The sequence below is a fragment of the Hydrogenophaga sp. genome, assembly GCF_030656115.1.
Classification (GTDB): domain Bacteria; phylum Pseudomonadota; class Gammaproteobacteria; order Burkholderiales; family Burkholderiaceae_C; genus Hydrogenophaga.
Genome location: NZ_JAUSOO010000163.1, coordinates 1 through 2,818 on the forward strand (window position 1 = coordinate 1; position 2,818 = coordinate 2,818).

The following is a 2,818-nucleotide window of genomic DNA, read 5'->3' on the forward strand; positions in this document are numbered from 1 at the left end:
AGGCCCTCGCGGCGCAGCAAACGGCTGATACCTGAGCGGGATGCGTCAGCGTTGATGAACTCCCGGGTGACACTGACCAGGTCGTCCAAAGGCAGCAGGCACAGGCGCCGTATCTCCATCACGATCACCTCTTGCGCCGGACTCAAGGTGGTGGGCAACTGGTGCGCGCGGTGCGAGCGATCAAGGTGTCCGAGCGATTGCGCCACTTGCGCGCCGTACCACGGCTGATGTTGTAGGTCTGAGCCACTTCGGCAAGGCCGGCCTGGGATTCATGAATCTCAGCACGCGTGCGTGGGGTGGTGCGTGCCATCGGATGGACCATACTCATGATGCGTTCTCCTCAGTACCAGAGGCCAGAAGGCCCGCCAAAACAGCACGGGCCCGGAACAACGGCCAGCTGCGACGGGGTACATAATCGCACGGAACTCGACACGTAGAGAAATTCGAGGTTTGGGCATCTGGCTCCTGAGGGCAAAAGCCGTCGAGATTAAGACGCCCGGTTGAGTTCTCTACGCAGCACCGCCAGCAACAGACCCTCAAAAAAATGGGGACTGAAACGACGGTCACGATGACCGAAATGATCGGTCACGATGCCGAAACGGCCGGTCACGATGAGCCGAAAAGGAACGCGGTCACGATGCCGAAATCACCGGTCACGTTGGTCCGAAATACCCACCTCGCGTACCCGCTGCATCACTTGCGCAAAATCCAGCGTCTTACCCTTCACCATTCCAGCCTCCGCCTGAAGTCTCCACACCCCCAGTTTGCTCCCGTTCGGCCATATTGAGAATTGCTGCAGGGGTTCACATGTCGTTACCTGGATGGTCTTTCACGGTAATCTGCTGGGAGCTTTTTGGGCGCGGGTGCTGTACGTGCTGCAAAGTCCGACAAAACACGTAGGCATCGTTGTCTTTTGTAAGTATGATTCATGCTTATATTGACAAAAGTGATGCATACCATGGAACAGATGATCGAATCCGATGCAAATGTGGAAAAGGTCCGTGTGTTTGAGTTGGCTGCTGAATTGTTCGGTGTGCTGGCTACGCCCATGCGCCTGCGCATCCTGAGTGCACTGTGCGACAAAGAAAAATCTGTCTCGCAACTTTTGCAAGAAATTGACACAACCCAACCCAATCTGTCCCAGCACCTAAATCTGTTGTATCGAGCTGGCGTGCTGGCCAAACGTAAAGATGGTACCCAGGTGATTTACCGCGTTCAAAGCGAAAAAGCCGTTACCCTGTGCCGCACCGTGTGCACCCAAATTGCCATCGAAATGGATGAGCCCAGCGCGGTACCTGCGTCCGAACGGCTGTCTCCTCGCGTTGCCTCCTGAAGGGCGGACACTTTCGGTACTTCAGGGCATCTCGTAAACTTCTATTGACTGTCTTATGGCGCGAAGCGCCATTGGAAGAAGTGCTGCGCGTGGTGTGCGAAGGTTTGCAATGGCTCAGCGGCGGCGAGTCGGGCGCGGTACAGGCCAGCAAGTCGGCGATCTCGCAGGCGCGTACTCGCCTGGGCCCGCAGGTCATGAAGCAACTCGCTGATCGGGTACTTAAGCCGATGGCGCGCCCCGAAGCGCCTGGGGCGTGCTACCGGGGCTGGCGCTTGATGGCAGTGGACAGCAGTTGCATGGACGTGGCCGACGAGGCGGGCAACGCCAAGTTCTTCGGCTATCCGGCCGCGTCGCGTGGCCAGAGCGCATTCCCGCTGGCGCGCTTGCTCGGCTTGGTTGAGTGCAGCACGCATGCGGTGGTGGCCGCGAGCATAGCGCCCTACGGCCACAGTGAGGTGGCCATGACGGCGGAGTTGCTGCCGGCCAAGCTCAACGGCGACATGTTGGTCATGGCCGACCGCAACTTCTACAGCTTCAAGTTGTGGCAGGCGGCGTGCGCCAGCGGCGCCAAGCTGCTGTGGCTCGTCAAGACCAATCTGGGCCTACCAGTGGAGCAAGAGCTTGCCGACGGTTCATACCTGAGCACCGTGTTCGACAGCGAAGATCGCGCCAAGCGCAACGGCCAGCGAGTGCGGGTCATTGACTGCACGTTGAAGGACTCAGCGAGTCCCGTGCAAGACAGCTACCGATTGGTCACCAATATCCTGGACCCCGAGGCAGCGCCAGCGCCAGCGCTGGAACTGGCGGCGCTGTACCACGAGCGCTGGGAGGTCGAAAGCGTTTTCGATGAGTTCAAGACGCACATGCGCTCGACCAGCACGGTGCTGCGCAGCAAGACGCCCGATTTCGTCCAGCAGGAACTGTGGAGTCTGCTGCTGGCGCACTACGGAGTGCGCCAGTTGATGGAGCGCGCGGCTTGGCAGTAGGGACTCGATCCGGACCGACAGAGCTTCTGTCTATCCGTTGCGAGCGATCAAGAGAAAGATGCCGCAAGCCGCGGCCATTCCCCCTGAGCGCCTGTCGGCATGGCGCAATGCGTTGCTGGGCGAGATCGCCAGTGGCCGCTGCGTGAGTAGTCGTGGGCGCCTCACCCCGCGTGGCGTCAAACGCACGATGAGCAACTACGCCGTTCGACGACGTGGCACCCCTCTACACCTCAAGCATGAGTCGGTGCCAGTGTTGCGTATAAAAGCAATCTACAAGAAGTTTTTCCGTGCAAGCTGCCAGCAGCCCTAAAAATGGAGATCGGATAAGTCAGACCATACAAATAGTCCACCTCAAAACTCCATCTTGAATTTCCCGCCAAAGTTGGCAAAGACATGATCCACAGCCTGCTCAAGCTCCTCCTTGCTGCGCCGCTTGAGCGCCAACCAGCGATGCTTCATCAGCCGCCACATCACCTCGCTGCGGTTGAGTTCAGGTCTG

Annotated in this window: 2 protein-coding genes and 1 pseudogene; 2 read left to right on the top strand and 1 reads right to left on the bottom strand. The window is 58.9% G+C overall.

Translation table 11 applies throughout. The features are described 5' to 3' along the window. Positions 1 to 142: 142 nt before the first annotated feature. Positions 143 to 328, bottom strand: a complete 186-nt coding sequence (locus Q7J58_RS21145) for a hypothetical protein (RefSeq protein WP_304831848.1) — start codon at positions 326 to 328, stop codon at positions 143 to 145. Positions 329 to 958: 630 nt separating this feature from the next. Here Q7J58_RS21145 and Q7J58_RS21150 point away from each other — a divergent pair. Together Q7J58_RS21150 and Q7J58_RS21155 are read left to right on the top strand one after the other, a co-directional pair. Continuing rightward, complete coding sequence (locus Q7J58_RS21150; protein ID WP_304831850.1) at positions 959 to 1,333, top strand: metalloregulator ArsR/SmtB family transcription factor; 375 nt, start codon at positions 959 to 961, stop codon at positions 1,331 to 1,333. A 53-nt stretch (positions 1,334 to 1,386) separates the two neighbouring features. After that, positions 1,387 to 2,404 (top strand): annotated as a pseudogene (locus Q7J58_RS21155) (IS4 family transposase); the annotation flags it as partial. Positions 2,405 to 2,818 lie beyond the last annotated feature (414 nt).